Origin of the sequence: Phenylobacterium sp. (assembly GCF_037189685.1) — a bacterium.
GTDB lineage: Bacteria > Pseudomonadota > Alphaproteobacteria > Caulobacterales > Caulobacteraceae > Phenylobacterium.
Window position 1 is genome coordinate 18,269 of record NZ_JBBCIT010000008.1, and the last position, 18,236, is coordinate 36,504.

21 protein-coding genes are annotated in these 18,236 nt (G+C 68.6%); 16 read left to right on the forward strand and 5 right to left on the reverse strand.

The genetic code is table 11. The annotated features are described in order from the left end of the window. The first annotated feature begins 15 nt into the window (after window positions 1-15). Window positions 16-855 (forward strand): enoyl-CoA hydratase-related protein, encoded by an 840-nt coding sequence (locus WG212_RS05525; RefSeq protein WP_337186080.1) that lies wholly within the window; start codon window positions 16-18, stop codon window positions 853-855. A 7-nt stretch (window positions 856-862) separates the two neighbouring features. Continuing rightward, a complete protein-coding gene (locus WG212_RS05530; RefSeq protein WP_337186081.1) occupies window positions 863-1,273 on the forward strand; it encodes a DUF1489 domain-containing protein in 411 nt (136 codons plus the stop codon). A gap of 33 nt (window positions 1,274-1,306) precedes the next feature. Here WG212_RS05530 and panC read toward each other — a convergent pair whose 3' ends face one another. Beyond that, on the reverse strand, window positions 1,307-2,161 hold the full coding sequence (gene panC / locus WG212_RS05535) for a pantoate--beta-alanine ligase (RefSeq protein ID WP_337186082.1): 855 nt from the start codon (window positions 2,159-2,161) through the stop codon (window positions 1,307-1,309). Between the two features lie 168 nt (window positions 2,162-2,329). On the opposite strand from panC, the gene WG212_RS05540 reads away from it, so the two are divergent. Next, the gene (locus WG212_RS05540; protein ID WP_337186083.1) at window positions 2,330-3,181 is read left to right on the forward strand and encodes a division plane positioning ATPase MipZ; all 852 of its coding nucleotides are present in this window, start codon (window positions 2,330-2,332) and stop codon (window positions 3,179-3,181) included. Window positions 3,182-3,203: 22 nt separating this feature from the next. Next, entirely contained in the window at window positions 3,204-3,635 is a 432-nt protein-coding gene (locus tag WG212_RS05545) for a DnaJ domain-containing protein (RefSeq protein ID WP_337186084.1), read from the forward strand. A gap of 4 nt (window positions 3,636-3,639) precedes the next feature. On the opposite strand, the gene WG212_RS05550 is transcribed toward WG212_RS05545, so the two are convergent. Further along, window positions 3,640-4,956 (reverse strand): D-alanyl-D-alanine carboxypeptidase, encoded by a 1,317-nt coding sequence (locus WG212_RS05550; RefSeq protein ID WP_337186085.1) that lies wholly within the window; start codon window positions 4,954-4,956, stop codon window positions 3,640-3,642. Between the two features lie 276 nt (window positions 4,957-5,232). Between WG212_RS05550 and phaP the strand changes: the two genes are divergently transcribed. From phaP to WG212_RS05590, 8 genes are all read left to right on the forward strand, one after another. Further along, on the forward strand, window positions 5,233-5,667 hold the full coding sequence (gene phaP, locus WG212_RS05555; RefSeq protein ID WP_337186086.1) for a TIGR01841 family phasin: 435 nt from the start codon (window positions 5,233-5,235) through the stop codon (window positions 5,665-5,667). 132 nt (window positions 5,668-5,799) lie between these two features. After that, window positions 5,800-6,261, forward strand: coding sequence for a RidA family protein (locus WG212_RS05560; protein ID WP_337186087.1), 462 nt, complete (start codon window positions 5,800-5,802; stop codon window positions 6,259-6,261). 8 nt (window positions 6,262-6,269) lie between these two features. Then, window positions 6,270-7,037, forward strand: a complete 768-nt coding sequence (locus WG212_RS05565; RefSeq protein WP_337186088.1) for a glycerophosphodiester phosphodiesterase family protein — start codon at window positions 6,270-6,272, stop codon at window positions 7,035-7,037. Continuing rightward, the gene (locus WG212_RS05570) at window positions 7,034-8,212 is read left to right on the forward strand and encodes a GNAT family N-acetyltransferase (RefSeq protein WP_337186089.1); all 1,179 of its coding nucleotides are present in this window, start codon (window positions 7,034-7,036) and stop codon (window positions 8,210-8,212) included. The genes WG212_RS05565 and WG212_RS05570 overlap by 4 nt, the downstream gene beginning before the upstream one ends. Window positions 8,213-8,279: 67 nt before the next feature. Continuing rightward, window positions 8,280-9,542, forward strand: a complete 1,263-nt coding sequence (locus WG212_RS05575) for a S41 family peptidase (protein ID WP_337186090.1) — start codon at window positions 8,280-8,282, stop codon at window positions 9,540-9,542. A gap of 74 nt (window positions 9,543-9,616) precedes the next feature. Continuing rightward, entirely contained in the window at window positions 9,617-10,054 is a 438-nt protein-coding gene (locus tag WG212_RS05580; protein ID WP_337186091.1) for an HIT family protein, read from the forward strand. Then, window positions 10,051-10,404: a hypothetical protein gene (locus tag WG212_RS05585; RefSeq protein WP_337186092.1), complete on the forward strand. Its 354-nt coding sequence runs from the start codon at window positions 10,051-10,053 to the stop codon at window positions 10,402-10,404. Before WG212_RS05580 ends, WG212_RS05585 begins: the two co-directional genes overlap by 4 nt. 180 nt (window positions 10,405-10,584) lie before the next feature. Further along, a complete protein-coding gene (locus tag WG212_RS05590) occupies window positions 10,585-11,376 on the forward strand; it encodes a LemA family protein (RefSeq protein ID WP_337186093.1) in 792 nt (263 codons plus the stop codon). Between the two features lie 220 nt (window positions 11,377-11,596). Here WG212_RS05590 and WG212_RS05595 read toward each other — a convergent pair whose 3' ends face one another. Beyond that, complete coding sequence (locus WG212_RS05595; RefSeq protein WP_337186094.1) at window positions 11,597-12,244, reverse strand: hypothetical protein; 648 nt, start codon at window positions 12,242-12,244, stop codon at window positions 11,597-11,599. A gap of 152 nt (window positions 12,245-12,396) precedes the next feature. Between WG212_RS05595 and WG212_RS05600 the strand changes: the two genes are divergently transcribed. The 4 genes from WG212_RS05600 to WG212_RS05615 all read left to right on the forward strand — a co-directional run bounded on the left by WG212_RS05600 (window position 12,397) and on the right by WG212_RS05615 (window position 15,281). Next, window positions 12,397-12,723: a hypothetical protein gene (locus tag WG212_RS05600; protein WP_337186095.1), complete on the forward strand. Its 327-nt coding sequence runs from the start codon at window positions 12,397-12,399 to the stop codon at window positions 12,721-12,723. A 385-nt stretch (window positions 12,724-13,108) separates the two neighbouring features. Next, entirely contained in the window at window positions 13,109-13,855 is a 747-nt protein-coding gene (locus WG212_RS05605) for a hypothetical protein (protein ID WP_337186096.1), read from the forward strand. Between the two features lie 549 nt (window positions 13,856-14,404). Next, window positions 14,405-14,803 carry a Panacea domain-containing protein gene (locus WG212_RS05610; RefSeq protein WP_337186146.1) on the forward strand — a complete coding sequence of 133 codons (399 nt, stop codon included), beginning with the start codon at window positions 14,405-14,407 and terminating at the stop codon, window positions 14,801-14,803. Then, window positions 14,793-15,281, forward strand: a complete 489-nt coding sequence (locus WG212_RS05615; protein WP_337186097.1) for a hypothetical protein — start codon at window positions 14,793-14,795, stop codon at window positions 15,279-15,281. The genes WG212_RS05610 and WG212_RS05615 overlap by 11 nt, the downstream gene beginning before the upstream one ends. A 283-nt stretch (window positions 15,282-15,564) precedes the next feature. On the opposite strand, the gene clpA is transcribed toward WG212_RS05615, so the two are convergent. Together clpA and clpS are read right to left on the reverse strand one after the other, a co-directional pair. After that, on the reverse strand, window positions 15,565-17,880 hold the full coding sequence (gene clpA / locus WG212_RS05620) for an ATP-dependent Clp protease ATP-binding subunit ClpA (protein WP_337186098.1): 2,316 nt from the start codon (window positions 17,878-17,880) through the stop codon (window positions 15,565-15,567). A gap of 5 nt (window positions 17,881-17,885) precedes the next feature. Beyond that, window positions 17,886-18,215: an ATP-dependent Clp protease adapter ClpS gene (clpS, locus tag WG212_RS05625; RefSeq protein ID WP_293383999.1), complete on the reverse strand. Its 330-nt coding sequence runs from the start codon at window positions 18,213-18,215 to the stop codon at window positions 17,886-17,888. Window positions 18,216-18,236 lie beyond the last annotated feature (21 nt).

Consider the following 18,236-nt stretch of genomic DNA (forward strand, 5'->3'; position numbering starts at 1 on the left):
TGCCGGAGACGCTGCATGACCAACGAGTTCGTTCATCCCCTCGTCGAGTTCCCGGACGTCAGCGCGACGACCGAGCTGGTGCACATCTCGGCCACGCTGGGCGGGGCGGTGACGGTGACGATGAACCGTCCGGCCAAGCGGAACGCCTTCGACGACGGCCTGATCTCGGCGCTGGAGGAGGCGTTCCAGACGCTGAAGGGCGCCGAGGGCGTGCGGGTGGTGTTCGTCCGCGGCGCGGGCGGCACGTTCTCGGCCGGCGCCGACCTGGACTGGATGCGCGCCGCCATCGACCGCACCGAGGCCGACAACCGGGCCGACGCTCTGGAGCTGGCCAAGATGCTGAAGGCGCTGCACGACCTGCCGGCGCTGACGGTGGCCCTGGTCGAGGGCGGGGCGTTCGGCGGCGGCGCGGGCCTGGCGGCCGCCTGCGACCTGGCCATCGCCACGGCCGAGGCGAGGTTCAGCTTCTCCGAGGTCAGGCTGGGCCTGATCGCGGCCACCATCAGTCCCTATGTCATCGAGGCCATCGGCCCGCGGAACGCCCGCGCCCTGTTCGCCACGGGGCAGGTCTTCGACGCCGCCCACGCCGAGCGGGTGGGGCTCGTGAGCGAAGTGGTCGCGGATCACGACGCTCTGCGCGCGGCCGCCCAGCGGATCGCCGCCGGAATGCGGGCCTGCGCGCCCGGCGCGGTGGAGGAATCCAAGCGCCTGGTGGCCGACGTGACGGGCCGCGAGATCGACCGCGACCTGATGGAACTGACCGCCCACCGCATCGCGGCGGCCCGCGTGAGCGAGGAGGGGCAGGCCGGCGTCCGCGCCTTCCTGGAACGCCGCAAGGCGCCGTGGGCGGAGTAGGAGCCACATGGCGCTCCACATGATCAAGCTGGTGGTCGGCGCGGCCACCATCGACGACCTGCTGGCCTGGCGCGCGGCCCATGCGCAGCCGGGCCAGCCCTGGACCCTGCACACGCGCATGACGCCGAAGCGGGCGTCCGAACTGCTGGACGGCGGGTCGGTCTATCGCGTGTTCAAGGGCGAGATCCTGTGCCGCCAGCGCATCCTGGCCGTGGACACCGTGGGTGAGGGCGCGGCCGCCCGCTGCCACGTCACCCTGGACGAGACGGTCGTCCGCGTCGCGCCCACGCCCCGGCGCGCCTTCCAGGGCTGGCGATACCTCGAGGCCAGGGACGCCCCACCCGACCTGGACGAAGCCGCGTTCGGAGACGTGCCGGACGACCTGGCGCGACGCCTGCGCGAGGCGGGGGCCTGGTAGCGAGCCTTCCTCTCCCACCGCGTGGGAAGAAGATCAGTCGCCCAGGTTGTCGATGAGGCGGGTGCGGCCGAGGCGGGCGGCGCCCAGGACGCGGACGGGGGCGTCGGCCGGGCCGGGGCCGAGGCGCTCCAGGGTCCCGGGACGGCGGGCCTCGACATAGTCCACCTGGCTGAAGCCGGCGGCCAGGAGGTCGGAGACGGCCTGTTGTTCGGCCGCCGCGACGTCGCCGCCGGCCTTCACGGTTTCGAACACCGTACGGAGCGCCCGGTTGAGCCGGGGCGCCACGGCGCGCTCCTCGGCGCTCAGGTAGGCGTTGCGCGACGACAGCGCGAGGCCGTCCTCGGCCCGGGCTGTCGCACCGCCCACGATCTCCACCGGCAGGTCGAGGTCGGCGACCAGGCGGCGGATCACCTGGAGCTGCTGGTAGTCCTTCTCGCCGAAGACGGCGACGTCGGGCGCGCACTGGTTCAGGAGCTTGGCCACCACCGTCGCAACCCCGGCGAAATGGCCGGGCCGGGCCTGGCCGTCCAGCGGCTCCGAGACGCCGGCCACGGTCACGGTGGTGGCGGCGCCCGGCGGGTACATCTCGGCGGTCGACGGGGCGTAGAGCAGGTCGCAACCCGCGCCGGCCAGCAGGGCGGCGTCGCGCGCCTCGTCGCGGGGATAGGCGTCGAAGTCCTCGTTCGGGCCGAACTGGGTGGGATTCACGAACACGCTGGCCACCACGCGGTCGGTCCGGGCTCCGGCCAGCCGCACCAGCGACAGATGACCCTCGTGCAGCGCCCCCATCGTGGGCGTGAAGCCGATCCGCAGGCCCTCGGCGCGCCAGGCGCGGACGCGGGCGCGAAGGTCTGCTACGGTGCGGACGATCGGGAGGGGCGCGGACATCGGCGGGCTTATGCGGCGGCGCTGGGGCCGAGTCCATCCGCAGGGGCCTGTTGAAGGGGGCCTGCGGACGGGCCGCGACGGAACTGTGCGTTGACGCCGTCGGGGCTCGCAAGGTCACTTAGCGCAGGCGAGTCGGCCAAGCGTGGCCGGCGGGGAGCGAGAACTGTCATGAGCCAGGCCAGCACTGTCAGCCAGGCCAGCGTCATCGTGGTCGGGAACGAGAAGGGCGGGGCGGGCAAGTCCACCATCGCCATCCATATCGCCACGGCCCTCCTGCACGGCGGCGCCAAGGTGGCGGTGCTGGACCTCGACCTGCGCCAGCAGACGCTGGGGCACTTCTTCGCCAACCGGCGCGCCTGGCTGGCCGCGAACGAGGCCCAGGCCCCCATGCCGCTGGAGCATGCGATCAGCTCTGCGGGAGACGCCCTGGCCAAGGCGCCCGCAGAGGCGCAGCTTTCCCGGTTCGAAGAGGCCTTCGCCGAGATGGCTCAGGCCGTGGATTTCGTCCTGATCGACACGCCCGGCAGCGACACCGCGATCAGCCGCGCGGCGCATGCGCGGGCCGATCTCATCGTGACGCCGATGAACGACAGCTTCGTCGATTTCGACATGCTGGGCGTCGTCGACCCGGTGACGCTGGACCTGAAGCGCCACAGCCTCTACGCCGAGACCGTGTGGAGCTGCCGCAAGCAGCGGGCGACGGCCGAGCGCAAGCAGATCGACTGGGTGGTCCTGCGCAACCGCCTGGCGCCCACCGAAGCCCGCAACCGCCGTCGCCTCGACGAGCGGGTGGAGGCGCTGTCGAAGAAGGTGGGCTTCCGCGTGGGGCCGGGTCTGCGCGACCGGGTGATCTATCGCGAACTCTTTCCCTTCGGCCTGACCGTCGCCGACCTGTCCCCTGCCATCCGGCCGGTGTCCATGAGCCTTCAGCACGTGGCCGCCCGCCAGGAGCTTCGGGCGCTGATGATCGCGCTGGGCTTCACCGGGCTGGACGACGCCGAACGGATCGCGGCGGAGTAGGCCCGCCCGCGGGAGCCGACCCATGCTCTACCTCGCCCTGGGGGGCGCAGCGCTCGCGCTCTACCTGTGGGCCACGCGCCGGACCTCGCCGTTCCTCAAGCGCCGCGAATGGCGGATCGTGGGCGGCGTGCTGTCGCTGGCCGCGTTCACGGCGGCCGTCTTCGTCGGAACCCGCGGCGGTTGGGGCGCCGCCGCCGTGCTCTGTATCGTGGGCCTTTGGTTCGCGGCGTCGGCGCGCAAGTCGGCTCCCGGCTCAACGCCGCCTGTGACCTCCCGGGACATGAGCCTCGACGAAGCCAGGCGCATTCTTGGGGTGGGGGCCGGCGCGTCTGACGACGAGATCAAGTCCGCCTATGCGCGGCTCATGCGGGCGGTCCACCCGGACAAGGGCGGCACGGCCGGCTTGGCCGCACAGCTCAACGCTGCGCGGGACCGGCTGCTGAAGTCGAGATAGACGCTCAGCCGCGGGCGGGCGGCACCACCATGCAGGGCTGTTTCTTGGCCTTCAGCTCGCGGCAGGCGCCCTTGGCCTGGGCCTCGGTCATGCCCGAGAAGCGCGACCGATACTTGGTGCCGTCCTTCTCGGCCACGCCCCGCGCCTGGGTGAAGGGCGCCCCGAAGCGCTTCTGGACGATATTGAGCTGCTTGCGCGCGTCGTCGCGGCTGTTGAAGCTGCCGACCTGCACCGTCCAGCGACCGCCGGCCGAGGCCTTGGCGCCGCTGTTCAGCTTTGGCACCGAGCTGGGCTCCACGATCTGAATCGAGGATGCGCGTCCGGGCGGCGGGGCCGAGGCGAGTTGGACGCTCAGGCCGCGATCGGTGTCGCCCTGTTGCATCGAGGCTTCGGTCGCCTGGGCCAGTTGCGGCGGTTCGAAGAAGTTCTGCGCGACGGTGATCTGCTCGCCGCGCGCGCGGCGCTCCAGCACGTCGAACCCGGTCACCAGCAGGCTCTCGGCCACGCGGTCGCGGGTGGCCACGTTCGGCCCGCCCATGACAACGGCGATCAGGCGGCGGTTCTCCCGCACGGCCGAGACCGCGAGATTGAAGCCCGAGGCGTTGATGAAGCCGGTCTTCAGCCCGTCCACGCCGTCCATCCGGTAGAGCAGGCCGTTGTGGTTGCGGATGCTCTGGCCCCGGAACTCGAAGTTCTTGGTCGAGAAGAGGCGATAGTACTGCGGATAGTCGCGCATGACGGCGCGCGACAGGATGGCGAGGTCGCGAGCCGTGGTGAGCTGGCGGCTGTCGGGCAGGCCCGAAGCGTTGGCGAAGTGGGTGTTGGCCATCCCGAGCTCCTGGGCCCGGAGGGTCATGAGCGCCGCAAAGCGTTGCTCGGTGCCGCCCAGCTTCTCGGCCAGGGCGACCGCGGCGTCGTTGGCGGAGCGGGTGACCATGCCCTGCATCGCCTCGTGGACCGTGATGGAGTCACCGGCGCGCACGCCCAGCTTGGTCGGGGGTTGAGCCGCCGCCCGCGGCGAGAACACGACAGGGTCGTCCAACTGGATCTTGCCGGCGGCCAGAGCCTCGAACGCCAGGTAGAGCGTCATCACCTTGGTGATCGAGGCGGGATACCGCGGGGCGTCCGCCCGGCTGCCGTAGAGGACTTCGCCGGTCCGGGCGTCCACCACGATCGCCGCGTACTTCGTGGAGCTCTGCGGGATCAGCGAGAGATAGGGCGCCACATAAGGTTGCTGGGCGGCCGCCGGCGCGGCGGCCGTCAGGGCGGTGGCGGCGGCCAGGCCGAGGGTAAGCAACAGGCGGCGGGCGTGCTTGGTCATGCTTCGTCCGTCGAATCAAAGCGTTGAGACGGCTACTGCGCCGCCTGTGGGAGTCGGTAGCATGCCCTGCGTACCCTTGCAGGAGGGTAAACAAGGTTTGAACGGGCGGATTTGCCGCGGCGCCCTCCGAACAGGCGCATGACAGTCATGTTGCACTGCACAAAAAGTCGTTGACTGCTGCGGTGCAACATGAGAGAACGCCGATGTCGAACGGGACGATCACGTCCCCCCCATATCGATCGTTCCGTAACCGTCCGTCATTCAGGAGCCTGCCCCATGGCCGCCGCCGAAGCCGCGAAGTCCACCTTCGAACAATTCACCTCCGCCTCCAACGTCGCCTTCAAGGAAGGCGTCGAGAAGAGCCTCGCGTCGCTCAACGAGCTGAACGCCCAGTCCAAGAAGAACCTGGAAGCGGTCGTCGCCTCGGCGACGGCTTCGGCCAAGGGCGCGGAAGCCCTGGGCGCCCAGGCCATGGCCTTCTCCAAGGCCGTCTTCGACACCAACGTGTCGGCCGCCAAGTCGCTGGCCGGCGCCAAGAGCGTGCAGGAAGTGGTCGAACTGCAGACCGCCTTCGCCAAGACCGCCCTCGAAACCTACATGTCCGAGTTCGGCAAGATGACCGAGACGGTCTCCTCGTCGGTCAAGGAATCGATGAAGCCGCTCAACGAGCGCGTGACCGCGGTCGTCGAGAAGTTCCAGGCCGTCCGCTAAGCGGGGCCGACAGATAGTCGCGTACGTTCGCCGGTCTCCCCCGACCGGCGGGCGAGTTTCGAGTAGGAAATGGGCCGACCCCTCGCGGGCCGGCCCTTTTTCTTTGCCGCAGGCAGGGCTAGACCTGCGGCCATGACCACCGTCGAAGACCGCCTCAGAGCCCTCGGGATCGAGCTGCCGCAGCCCAATGCGCCGGTGGCCAACTACGTGCCGTTCGTCCGCTCGGGCGAACTGGTCCACATCTCGGGCCAGGTCTCGGTCGACGCCTCGGGCGGCGTCCGCGGGGTGGTGGGCGAGGACGTCGACTTCGACGCCGCCGTCCGCGCCGCGCGCCTCTGCGGGATCAACCTGCTGGCCCAGATGAAGGCCGCCTGCGAAGGCGACCTGGACCGCGTGGTGCGGGTGGTGAAGCTGGGCGGGTTCGTCCAGGCGGGGCCGGGCTTCTTCGACATCCCGAAGGTGGTCAACGGCTGCTCCGACCTGATGGTCGAGGTTCTGGGCGATGCGGGTCGTCACGCCCGCTCGGCCGTGGGGGTGTATCGCCTGCCGCTGAACTTCGCCGTCGAGGTCGACGCGGTGGTGCAGGTCCGGTGAAGGCCGTCGTGGAGACGGGGGGCTTCGGCGAGGCCTGGGACCTCCTCTTCCATCCGCCCGTCGCGCACCGGGGGCTGTGGAGCCCGGACGGCGCGCCCGAGAATTCGCTGGGGGCGTTCCAGGCCGCCTGCGCCGCCGGCTACGGCATCGAGCTGGACGTGCAGCTCTCGGCCGACGGCGAGGCCATGGTGTTCCACGACGGCAAGCTCGCGCGGATGACCGGCGCCGCGGGCCGCGTGAACGACCACAGCGCCGCCGACCTGGGCGAGATGTGGCTGGCCGGCACGGACGAGAGAATCCCCACGCTGCTGGAGACCCTGGCGCTCATCGGCCATCGCGCGATGGTCCACGTGGAGCTCAAGACGCCGTTCGGGGAGGTCGGGCCGCTGGAGCAGCGGGTGCACGAGGTGATCGCCGACCACAACGGGCCGCTGTGCGTCATCGGCTTCAATCCCTATTCCCACGCCTGGTTCGCCGACCGCTATCCGGGCGTGCTGCGGGGGCTGGACAGCTATTCCTATGTCCAGGCGCCGAAGATGGCCGAGGCCCAGCGCCGGGCCTTCGCCGACCTGGAGCACGTCGAGATCGCGCGGCCGCACTTCCTGGCCCTGGGCCTGGACATGCTGCCCAGCGCGCGGGCGGCCGAGTACCGGGCGAAAGGCTACCCCGTGGTGGCCTGGACGGTCCGCAGTCCTGAAGAGTGGGACGCGGTGAAGGACGGCTGCGACAACCTGATCTTCGAAGGCTTCGCGCCGGAACAGGACGGCCGGGCGTGACGCTGACGCCGGCGGTGAAGGTCTCCCGCCGCATCGCCGAGATCGGCCGGGAGGCGTGGGACGCCTGCGCCGACAATCCGGCCTATGCCGGCAATCCCTTCATCCGGTTCGACTTCCTCGACGCGCTGGAGGCGTCGAACTGTGCGGTCGAGCGGGCGGGGTGGGGGCCGCAGCACCTGTCGGTCGAGGACGAGGCGGGCCGGACAGCGGCGGTCATGCCGCTCTACCTGAAGAGCCACAGCCAGGGCGAGTACATCTTCGACCACGCCTGGGCCGACGCCTACGAACGGGCGGGAGGGCGTTACTATCCCAAGCTGCTGTCGGCCGCGCCCTTCGTGCCGGCGACCGGCGCGCGGCTGCTGACGCGGCCGGACGTGGACCGGGAGGCGGCGTGGCGCATCCTGCTGGCGGGCGGCCTTTCGGTGTGCGAGCGCTACGGCGCCTCGGGGCTCAACCTCAACTTCGTCACCGAGGACGAGTGGCGCTGGCTGGGCGAGCAGGGCCTGGGGCGGCGCGAGGGGCAGCAGTACCATTGGGAGAACTGCGGCTACCGCGACTTCGAGGACTTCCTGGGCGCGCTCTCCTCGGGGCGTCGCAAGACCATCCGCCGCGAGCGCCGCGACGCTCAGGCCGGGGCGGAGATCGTCCGGCTGACGGGGGCTGACCTGACCGAGGACCACTGGGACGCCTTCTTCGGCTTCTACATGGACACCGGGGCGCGGAAGTGGGGGCGGCCCTACCTGACCCGGGCCTTCTTCTCCGAACTCGGCGAGCGCATGGCCGACCGGGTGCTGCTGATCCTGGCCCGGCGGCCCGACGGGCGGGGCGAGGGCCGCTGGATCGCCGGCGCGCTCAACCTGATCGGCGGCGACTGCCTCTATGGCCGCCACTGGGGCTGCGTGGAGGAGGCGCCCTTCCTGCACTTCGAGCTCTGCTACTACCAGGCCATCGAATGGGCGATCGAGCAGGGGCTGCCGCGGGTCGAGGCGGGCGCGCAGGGCCAGCACAAGATCGCCCGCGGCTATCTGCCGAAGCCGGTCTACTCCGCCCACTGGATCGCCGATCCCGCCCTGCGTGCGCCGGTAATGCGCTACCTGGATCAGGAGCGGGCGGCCGTGGACCAGGAGATGGAGTGGCTGGAGGAGGCGTTTTCGCCGTTCCGCGAGCGCCCTTGACCGCAACGCGGTTGCCAGACCGGCGGGAGGCGCCGCAGGCGGCCCGCTCCTGCATGGAGCTGTTCTGATGATCGTCCGTCCGCTGGCCGTCGCCCTGGCCAGCTTCTTCGTCCTTGCGTCGCCCGCCCGCGCCGCCGATCCGCCGCCGGCCTACGGCGCCCTGTTCGACGAGGTCTGGAAGACCGTCGGGACCAACTTCTACGATCCCACGTTCAACGGCCGCGACTGGCGCGCCCTGGGCGACCGCTATCGCGCCGAGGCGTCGGCTGCCCCGGACGATGCGGCGTTCGGACGGGTCGCCAACCGGATGCTGAACGAACTGGGCGTGTCGCACCTGCACCTCTCGCCGCCCGCCGCGAACGCGGTGCGCGGCGGTGTCGGCATCGGCGCCGAGATCGAGACGATCGATGGCGCGCGGGTGGTGATCGAGGTCGCGCCGCTGTCGGACGCGCAGCGCCAGGGCCTTCGCGTGGGCGACCGGATCGTGGGACCGAAGTCGCTCGCCGGCCCGCTGGGCGGCGCCGTCGACGTCGAGGTCATGGGCTGCGACGGCGAAGTCCGCCGGATGCGGATCCGGCGCGAGCAGGCGAGCTGGCCGCCGCCGCATCCCGGTCTGTCCTGGCGCATCCTGGGCCTGCGGCCGGGGCTCAAGGTGGGCTATCTCCGCATCGACCGATTCGACGACGGCGCCGCCGAACTGGCCGACCGCGCGATGGACGCGCTGGCCGAGACTCAAGGCATCATCATCGACATCCGGCGGAACGGCGGGGGCAATCTCTCGGCTCTGCGGCTGGCCAGCTACTTCTCGGGCGAGAGCCGGCCGGCGGTCGCGCTGCTGGCGCGCCCCTATCTGGACAGCCTGGGCCGGCGAGCGACCGCGGCCGATCTCGCGAACCTCGCGCCGACGCAGGGCGCCTACACCGATGCGGCGGTCTTCGCGGCCGTCGAACGGGGCCGGGGCGCCGCCGTCTATCAGTCGGAGGACATGGGCGCGAAGCGCTACAAGGGCGCGGTGGTGGTGGTGATGTCCGGCGAGACGGCCAGCGCGGGCGAGGGCTTCGCGCTCATCATGCGCGACCTGGCGGCCGCTCCGCTGGTGGGACGCCCCACCGCCGGCCAACTGCTCAGCAGCGACCGCTTCAGCCTGTCGGGCGGGTGGCGGCTGACCGTCCCGGTGGGGGGCGTCTGGGGTGTCGACGGCCGTGACTTCGGCGACCGGTCGGTGACCCCTGACGTCGAGGTTCCGCGCGCCGCCGCCGACGTCTGCCGCGCGCGGGACGCCGATCTCGACCGCGCGCTCGAGGTGCTCGAGAGCCGGCTCGGGCGGTGAGAGTCCGCACGCCGCGTTCCGCGACCGCCGGCGATTTGGTAGGCAGGTCCCAGTTTCAGAGGGAGCGCTTGAGCATGAGCCTGGACGGGACGTACGACGCCGGCAACATCTTCGCGAAGATCCTGCGGGGCGAGGCGCCCTCGGTGCGGGTGTTCGAGGACGAGCACGTGTTCGCGTTCATGGACGTGTTCCCGCAGTCGAAGGGACACACGCTGGTGATCCCCAAGCACTCGACGGCGCGCAACTTCCTGGAAGAGGCCCCCGAGATCATCGGGCCGCTGATGGCGGGCGTGCAGCGGGTGGCCAAGGCCGTGCGCGCGGCCCTGAACCCCGACGGGATCATGATCAGCCAGTTCAACGGCGCCCCGGCCGGACAGACGGTCTACCACCTGCATTTCCACATCATCCCGCGCTGGGAGGGGACGCCGCTCGGCCGCCACGGCGAGGGCGGCATGGCGGACGTGGAGGAACTGAAGGCGCTGGCCGCGCAGATTTCCGCGAAGATCTCATGACTTCGCCTGCGGGCCTGGAGGCGGCGAGCGTCGCCCTCGGGGCGCTGGCGGCCCTGGCGTCGATCGTTCGGCTGACGCAGCTTAAGGCGCAGAACCGGATTCCGCCGCACCTGGCCGACTACTTTGCGCCCATCACCGAGACGGCGCGCCTTCGCGCCAAACTCGGTGGCCGCCTGACTCCTCGCGGCGGCAACGTCACACGCATGCGCAACGGGCGCGTGCTGGCGCTCGTGCTGGGGCGTTCACACAGGGAGATCGGTGACCGCTGGCTCACGGGATTTGTGCATCTGCAGCGGTTCGCCCTGGTGGCTGCGATCGGCTTTTTCCTGGCCGATCAGTTCGGCGCGTAGGGCGACGGCCGCGCGATGGATCGCCGGCGATCCTTTCCCCCATCGGGTGTCCCGGCTTGGCCATGAGGAGGAGTTGGTTTACGCAATGGTCGTCGCGCCCGCCCGCATGCGACGGGACGAGCGGCTTGTCATGAACGGAGCGCCGCGGGCCTCGTCGCGCTCCTGGGGGCGTTGAGACTCATGGAACTGCTGCTTCTCCTGATCGTGCTCGGGATCCTGGGCGCCTTCGTCGTCAAGTACAACCACCTGCAAAAGCTGGGAAATCAGGTGAAGCGCTTCCGGGGCGACATCGCCGCAGCGATGAAGAAGCGCGGAGACCTCGTGGGCCGGCTAAGCGACATCGCCAAGTCGTACGGCGACCACGAGAAGCTCACCCAGATCACCGCGTCGACGAACATGAGCGGCGTCGCCGGCGCCGGCCCCGACATGGAGAACGCCTCGCGGCTGTTCTCGGGCCTCGCCATGTCGTTCCCCGACCTCAAGGCCAACGCCACCTACCAGCAGTTGATGTCGCAGCTGCACGAGATCGAGGGCAACCTCCAGAGCCGGCGCGAGCAGTACAACGAGGCGGCCAGCGTCTATAACAGCTACCGTTCCTCGCTGCCCCAGGCCCTGTTCGCCTCGGCCGTGGGCTTTCCCGAGGCGCCGTTCTTCACCGTGGACGAGAGCGGGCTGGAAGTGCTGCCCGACTTCAAGACCGACGACGGCCTGATCCTCAAGGAAAGCCTCCAGAAGGCGGGCAACCGGGCCGGCGCCCTGGCCCAGGGGGCGGCCCAGACCGCCACCCAGAAGATCGGTCAGGTCCGCACCCAGCTCCAGGAGGCCCGCGAGGCGCAGCAGGCCGCCGCCCAGGGCGGAGCCGTGGAGGACGGGGCTGTTGAGGCGGCGACGGTGGTGGAGGTCGAGCCGGTCCAGGCGCCCGCCGTAGTGTCGCCCGCCGAACCGGCGCAGCCATCCGACCGCACCGCCTGAACCCCGTCGCGGGGTTCGTCTGGCCCTCGCGCCCCACGCTCGAGGGCTGTCCGAAATCCACATGAAAAGCCCCGGAACATCGGTTCCGGGGCTTTTTCACAGGGCGAGCGTTCACAGGGCGAGCGCCGGCGCCGGCGGGAGCCGCCGGGGGTATCCGACACGAGGGGGCTTCGGAATCCGGCTCCGCGGCCGGTGACGGAATCGATCAGCACCTGGCCAATCAGCGATGGGGCGGCGGGCCGGTGGCTGGTCGCCGTGGGACGGCGAGAGGTGACGGCCCAGGGGGCGTCCGGGGTCGCGGCGGGTCCGGCGGTCGGGCGAGCGCGACCCCGGCCGAACCCGCCAGCCGAGCGCGCAGGGCCCCCGGTCCGCTTCCGGGATCGGGCGGCCTGGAGCCGGGCGGGCTTTGCGTCGCGCTCGCCCCCGTGGCGCCGATCCGGGCCAGCAGTTCGCGCAGGGTGGGAAGCTCGGCCGGCGGCGGGCCGGGAAGCGCGTCCGCCGCGGCCACGACGCCGTTCAGGGTCTTGAGCAGGACGGGCAGGGTGGCGGTCTCGCGGTCGCGATCGTAGTCCACCCGCTCGCGCTCGGGAGCTTCGCGCTCGGCCGGCGGATGTTCGGCGGGTTCTCGTTCGGAGGGCGTGGGGCGCGCGCCCGTCGCGCCATGGCGGCGCGCCTCCTGGCGCAGGCGCAGGTCGAGCGCGACCGAGATCCGGAAGCCCGAGAAGCAGCGGTCGAAGAGCTGGAACAGCTCCAGCTTCCGCGCCCAGACCGCCTCGGCCTCGGCCTGTTCCGCGAACGCCACCCCCAGCCGATAGGCGCATGCGCCCAGCTCGGTCAGCATCCCGGACGTGGTCGGCTCCGACGTCATGAGAACAAACATAGAACATTGTGGCGGAGAGCGCAAGGGGCGGTGAGGTCGGGGGCCGCCTGCCTCGTCCGCCGCGCGGTTCAGGCAGGTTGGGGCTCGTCTCCTGGTTGGTGCGTGCTATCGTGCCGGTAGATAATCGAGGGCGACAGGGCATGACCGAGTTCACCGTTGGGAAGACCGTGGCGCAGAGCGAGCCTCAGGTCACGGTCGACGCCAGCAGCCTGTCCCCCGGTGTCCACCGCTTCAAACTCGTCGTCGTCGACGACAGCGGCCATGAGTCGGAGCCGACCTTCCTGGAGATCGTCGTGACGGACAGTGGAAGACCGACAGCCGTCCTGGATGTCGTCAACGCGAACGGGCAGCGGGTCGAGCCGAAGATCGCAGCCGGGCAGCCGGTGATCCTCTCCGGCGCGCGCTCGAGCGACGTCGCCCCCGGACGGGTGGTGGAGTACCGCTTCACCCTGGTCGACCGGTCCTAGAGGCTGTCAGGGACGCGGGCGGGGGATCAGCCTGGCGGGCCGGTGTGGCTCATAAACCCTATCCGTCTGACGCGCTGGATGATGAGTGGGCGTTTGCGCCGTAACTGGCGCTGGTGCGCGAGGAGGCGGGGCCGCGCCGGCGCGACCTGCCCCAACAGCCTCCGGGGACTCTGAGTCCCCGTGCAGCTTCGAGCAGTTCAAGACCGCCGATAACGGCCAACAGGAGGAGAACAAGCGCCGACCCCGGGACCACGCACCTAGGGCAGGCTGAAAAGGGGTGTGTGTCCTTGCTTGTACGACGGAAATTGAGATCGTGGGGTTGGTGATCGGATCATATGATCCCGACTTCTAGGGAGGCGGATGGGGAGGGGCAAAGATGTGCCGAATGCTAGCGCTGGAATTTGCGATGATCCGGGCCGCAGCGATTGCTTGGGCCATTAGTGTCGTCTTGACCCCGGCGGTCGCCGTGGCTCGGGATCTGGCTATCACGGCGATGCCGCGCGAAGGGCAAGAACTCCAGTACCGCAACGGCAGACCGGTGATCATATCTGGAGGCCCGCGCGCCGCTGTGAGCGCGGTCCTCCTAACTGAGAGAGTCGAGGATCGGGGCCTTTCATTGCTCCTCGTTGCACGAGCCGTCGCAGCTACCTCCCCCGTAAACATTGGCCCGGCCGACCTGAGGGCCGCCACGGACGCAGGACCGGCGAAAATCTTGACCGGCGGCGATATGGAAGCTCAGGCGAAGTCCGACGTTAAGCGCCAGGTGTTAGCCGCCAGGCTCCGCGGTATGGGAGCCGCCCTCCAAGGTTCGTCCGGCAGCTTTGAGGCTCAAACGACCTACTCAGGTCGAACGGCGCACACGACCGGCTCCTACACTCCGCCTCTGGATAGTTACGCAGCGGTCGCGGACGCCCGCCGAGAGATCGACGCGGCTCAGGCTTCCGCTGGAGAGAGAGCAGCAAGCGCTCGTAGCCTCGGCTTCAACCCCTTCACCCTCCAACCGGGTGAGTACGGTTCGACCATCGTGCCGATCTCCGAAATACCCAGGAGCGCAAAGGAATTCGCCTTGCTGGTGAAGGTGGATGGGGAGGTCCACACCTTCATGTTCGACCTCGGCCGAACAGCAAAGTGATAGCGGACGTGGCCATTAGCCGATCGATAGGCGCACCTGAGGAGATCAATATGGACGTCCCCGAATGACGCCCTGGCTCCTTACGAGATTGGCAGTTGGCGCGATCGCCGTGGTGCTCCTGGTTCTACACTTGGCGCGGCCCTGAGCTCGAGGAAGCAGGCCCATGCCCTCCCCTGACAAATCCATAGAGGACTACATCCGAGAAGCGACGGACATCCTGGCTCTGGGCTTTCCACATGAAGGCTCAGAGGAAGAGAAGGCCGCGTACATGGATGAGCTGCGCCAGGTCCTTGAGGATCGGGCGGCGGCTGTGAAGGAAGCGTTTCGGAGGGCGTAGGCGTCAGTGGTGGAGGTAGGGCCTCAGAGTGGAGCAGCTAGAATTTCCAGCTAGGGAATTCGTTACGCGCAAGACTCCCTATATAGTACCTTGACAGCCTTAGGAGAAACATGGGCGCCATAACGTCCGCTCTCGGCCTCGGTTATGACTCAAGGGCGATAGCGAACCGAATTTTGGAAGTGGCTCGGGAGAAGGGCCAAAACTTGACCATCATGCAGTTGGTCAAGCTGATCTACTTTGCCCAAGGCTGGTATTTGGCATTTGTCGGCAAGCCGATCACCAGTCACAAAGCTCACGCTTGGCAATATGGTCCCGTCTATCCTCTGGTCTACAAAGCGTTTCCGGGCGCAGGATCGCGTCCATTGGATGGGCTAATTACGGACAAGATTACGGCTGAGCCCTATCGCGCCAATTTCACTGACGATGAGGAAGCTCTGATCGAGTGGATCGTTGATGAGTATGGGAAACTGCACGCCTTTGACCTGTCCCGGCGGACACATGCCGACGACGGGCCGTGGAAGGCAGCTATCGATCGTAGTGGCACCTATTCAGAAATTCCCGATTCCGATCTTCAATCCTACTTTCGGCAATTCGTGAGAGATGACGCTTAATAAGGCGCGCTTCGAGGCTGCTTTCGCGAAGTCGGCGGCCGGCATTGACGCGCAAAGCGAACTCGACCCGCGTGTGCAAGAGCTGTGGATCTTGCTGGAACCTGCGCTTGAAGAGCGCGGCGTCATGGAGCAGGAGGTCCGAGATCACTTTCGAGAGAACACTAAAGACATCCTCTCATGGCGGGGCGCTCGAACATTCGCCACCAGCTTTGCCGTTTTTGTTGTCATGGTAACCATGACAACCTTGGGCATCGTTTTGTTTCACGACGCGACGACCACGCGCTTCACCGGTCTTGGCAGCGATAGCGTCCGGGTCGCCTTCCTTGCCGGTTCATTCGCTACGATCTTCGGGCTGACAGCCCTCATTGTTCGCGGGGCGTTCAGCGCATCCCACAAGGACGACGGAGCTTCGCTAATGCCTGAGAACGCGAAAGTCGTCGTCGACACATTGGGCGCGCTGCTGAGGGCAAAGACCTAGCCCGCCCCCGCCCTTCGCCTACTACTTGCAGACACATTTGTGAAGTAGGGACACACGCCACTTTCAGACGGAAGGGTCCCGGCGCGGAATATCTCCACCTCGTCGTCGCGCCGTCGTGGCCCGCGCGGCATCGACGCCGCGCCATTGTGAGGAAATCGACGCCTCGTTCGCTCCCGGGTCCCGGCCTTCGCTTTGCGAAACCGGGATGACACCCCGTCGGGGGGGGGACATGCGATGACGACAGGCGATCGCCCTCCCCGCGGGGAGGGCTTTCGCCGCCAGCTCAGTCCACCGCCTCGGGCTCGTCGGCCGGCGCCTCGACCACGGGGGCGCCGGGTTCGCGTTCCTCGCCCTCGATCTCGAAGCCCAGCTTGCCGTCCTTGAGCACCACGCGGACGTGGCCGCCCTTGGCCAGCCGGCCGAACAGGATCTCGTCGGCCAGGGGCTTCTTGATGTGCTCCTGGATGACGCGGGCGAGGGGGCGGGCGCCGTAGAGCTCGTCGAAGCCGTTCTTGGCCAGCCAGTCGGCGGCCTCGTCCGAGGTCTCGATGGTGACGTGCCGGTCCGCGAGCTGGGCTTCCAGCTGGATGACGAACTTCTGCACCACCTGGCGGATGATCTCGGGGGTGAGGGCGCGGAACTGGACGATGGCGTCCAGGCGGTTGCGGAACTCGGGCGTGAACAGCCGCTTCAGCGCCTCGTCGACCTCGTCCTCCTGCTTGCCGCGGCCGAAGCCGATGGCGTTGCGCTGGGCGTCGGAGGCGCCGGCGTTGGTGGTCATGATCAGGACCACGTTGCGGAAGTCGATCTTCTTGCCGTTCGAGTCGGTGAGTTGCCCGTGGTCCATGACCTGGAGCAGGATGTTGAAGACGTCGGGGTGCGCCTTCTCGATCTCGTCCAGCAGGACCACCGAGTGCGGATGCTGGTCGACGGCGTCGGTCAGCAGGCCGCCCTGGTCGAAGCCCACGTAGCCGGGGGGCGCGCCGATCAGGCGGCTGACCGTGTGGCGCTCCATGTACTCGGACATGTCGAACCGCAGCAGCTCGATGCCCAGGGTGGAGGCCAGCTGGCGGGCCGTCTCGGTCTTGCCGGTGCCGGTGGGGCCGCTGAACAGGTAGCAGCCGATCGGCTTGTTGGCGTCGCGCAGGCCCGCTCGCGCCATCTTCATGGCGGCGGAGAGGGACTCGATCGCGGCGTCCTGGCCATAGACCGCGCGCTTCAGGTCGGACTCGAGCTGCTTCAGCGCCTCGGTGTCGGACTTGGAGACCGACTTGGGCGGGATGCGGGCGATCTTGGCGACGACGGCCTCGACCTCCTTCAGGCCGATGGTCTTCTTCCGCTTGCCCTCGGGCAGCAGCATCTGCGAGGCGCCGGCCTCGTCGATGATGTCGATGGCCTTGTCGGGCAGCTTGCGGTCGTTGATGTACTTGGCCGACAGCTCGACCGCCGCCTTGATGGCGTCGTTGGTGTAGCGGAGCTTGTGGAACTCCTCGTAGTAGGTCTTGAGGCCCTTGAGGATCTTGATGGTGTCCTCGATCGTGGGCTCGTTCACGTCGATCTTCTGGAAGCGGCGGACCAGCGCCCGGTCCTTCTCGAAGTGCTGGCGGAACTCCTTGTAGGTGGTCGAGCCCATGCAGCGCAGGGTGCCCGACGCCAGGGCCGGCTTGAGCAGGTTGGAGGCGTCCATCGCCCCGCCGCTGGTGGCGCCGGCGCCGATCACGGTGTGGATCTCGTCGATGAAGAGCACCGCGTCGGGGTGGTTCTCCAGCTCCTTGACCACCTGCTTGATGCGCTCCTCGAAGTCGCCGCGGTAGCGGGTGCCGGCCAGCAGCGCGCCCATGTCGAGCGAGAAGATGGTCGAGCCCGCGAGGACGTCGGGCACCTGCTTGTTCACGATCTTGCGCGCCAGGCCCTCGGCGATGGCGGTCTTGCCGACGCCCGGTTCGCCGACGAGCAGCGGGTTGTTCTTGGTGCGGCGGCAGAGGATCTGGATGCAGCGCTCGACCTCGGCCATCCGCCCGATGAGGGGGTCGACCTTGCCCTGCTTGGCCTTCTCGTTGAGGTTGACGCAGTAGGCCTCGAGCGCCTCGCCGCCGGTCTTCACCTGCGGCTTCTCCTCGTCCTCGGCGCCCTTGACCGGCTTGGCCTCGGAGGCGCCGGCCTTCTTGGCGATGCCGTGGGCGATGTAGTTCACCGCGTCGTACCGCGTCATGTCCTGCTCCTGCAGGAAGTAGGCGGCGTGGCTCTCGCGCTCGCTGAAGATGGCCACCAGCACGTTTGCGCCGGTCACCTCCTCGCGGCCCGAGGACTGGACGTGGATCACCGCGCGCTGGATCACGCGCTGGAACCCCGCGGTGGGCTTGGCGTCCTCGCCGTCGTCGACCACGAGCGAGCGCAGCTCGTTGTCCACGTAGTTGGTGAGGGTGGTGCGAAGCGCCTGGAGCTCGACGTCGCAGGCGCGCATCACGGCGGCCGCGTCCTCGTCATCGACCAGGCTGAGCAGCAGGTGCTCGAGCGTCGCATATTCGTGCTTGCGCTGATTGGCGTAGGCCACCGCGCGGTGGAGGGATTCTTCGAGCTGGCGAGAAAATGACGGCAAACGCCTCAGTCCTTTTCCATGGTGCACTGCAGCGGGTGTTGATGCCGCCGCGCCGTATCAACGACCTGGGCTACTTTCGTTTCCGCCACTTCGTATGTGTAGACCCCGCAGACGCCCACGCCATGTTGATGAACATGGAGCATGATGCGAGTCGCGTCTTCGCGCGATTTGTTGAAGAACTGTTCGAGTACGTACACGACGAATTCCATCGGCGTGTAGTCGTCGTTGAGCAGAAGAACCCGATACATGGCCGGCTTCTGCGTCTTCGGCTTCGTCTGGGTGACGACCGCGGAGCGAACGCCGGTGTCTGCACCGCCTTCCTTCCGTTCGCTCATCTGCCTGGTCTCCTGGGCGGC